Source organism: Campylobacter sp. CH186 (genome assembly GCF_004378925.1).
GTDB classification, from domain to species: Bacteria; Campylobacterota; Campylobacteria; order Campylobacterales; family Campylobacteraceae; genus Campylobacter_D; species Campylobacter_D jejuni.
The window spans coordinates 1-775 of the sequence record NZ_RYYB01000018.1; the positions used below are offsets into that span (position 1 = coordinate 1).

The 775-nt window shown below is 28.0% G+C and carries 1 protein-coding gene; it reads left to right on the forward strand.

What is annotated here, in order from left to right:
- The coding region (locus tag ELQ09_RS08160) for an autotransporter domain-containing protein (RefSeq protein ID WP_134263890.1) at positions 1-678 on the forward strand (678 nt) is incomplete at its 5' end.
- Positions 679-775 lie beyond the last annotated feature (97 nt).

Here is a 775-nt window from a genome sequence, read left to right on the forward strand (position 1 = left end):
GCAGGTTATGAAGATACAAAGATGAGTTCAACTTATTTTGATATTAATAATAGAACCTATTATGTAGGTTTAAAATACTTTAATATCTTACTTACTACAGAAAAAGGGCAAGAAGTTTATATCAAAGCTCAAGGTAAAACAGCTTTAATTAAAAATGATTTAACTAAAAAAATAGGAAATAATGAAGCTAAAGCAAATCCTAATTCTTATGCTTATGGAGTTAATGCAGGCTTAGGTATGAATTTTATTTCTAATAAAGATATATTCTCCCCTGAAGTAGGTTTAACCTATGAAGGAGGTTATACAGAAGCTTTTAGCATGATTAATACCAAAGGAGAAGCTACAGTTATGGGTGGTGAAAGAACCTATGCAAATTATTTAAATCTATTCTCTACTAAAACAAGCTTTACTTGGTTTAGAGATTGGTTGCCTAATTTAAAAAGCTCAGTAGAACTTGGAGCTAAGCTTAATATCAATCCTAGTGTAAAAGCTAAAGCTAGATTTGGAAATATAAAAGTAAATGATGAGTTTTATTTACCAAGAGTACAAAAATTTGTAAGCACTTCTTTAATCATTCCTGTTAATGAAGCTTTCTATTTTAGTTTAAACTATAATGGAATGTTTGATAAAGATGGCAATACCCATACAGGATTTGCTCAGTTTAATTATCTTTGGTAATCTTATAAAAGATAATACTTAGTTTAATTTAGTTTACTCTCCTACTTGTTAAAAATTTCATCCTGATAATTTTAAAATTATTGGGATGGATGTTTTT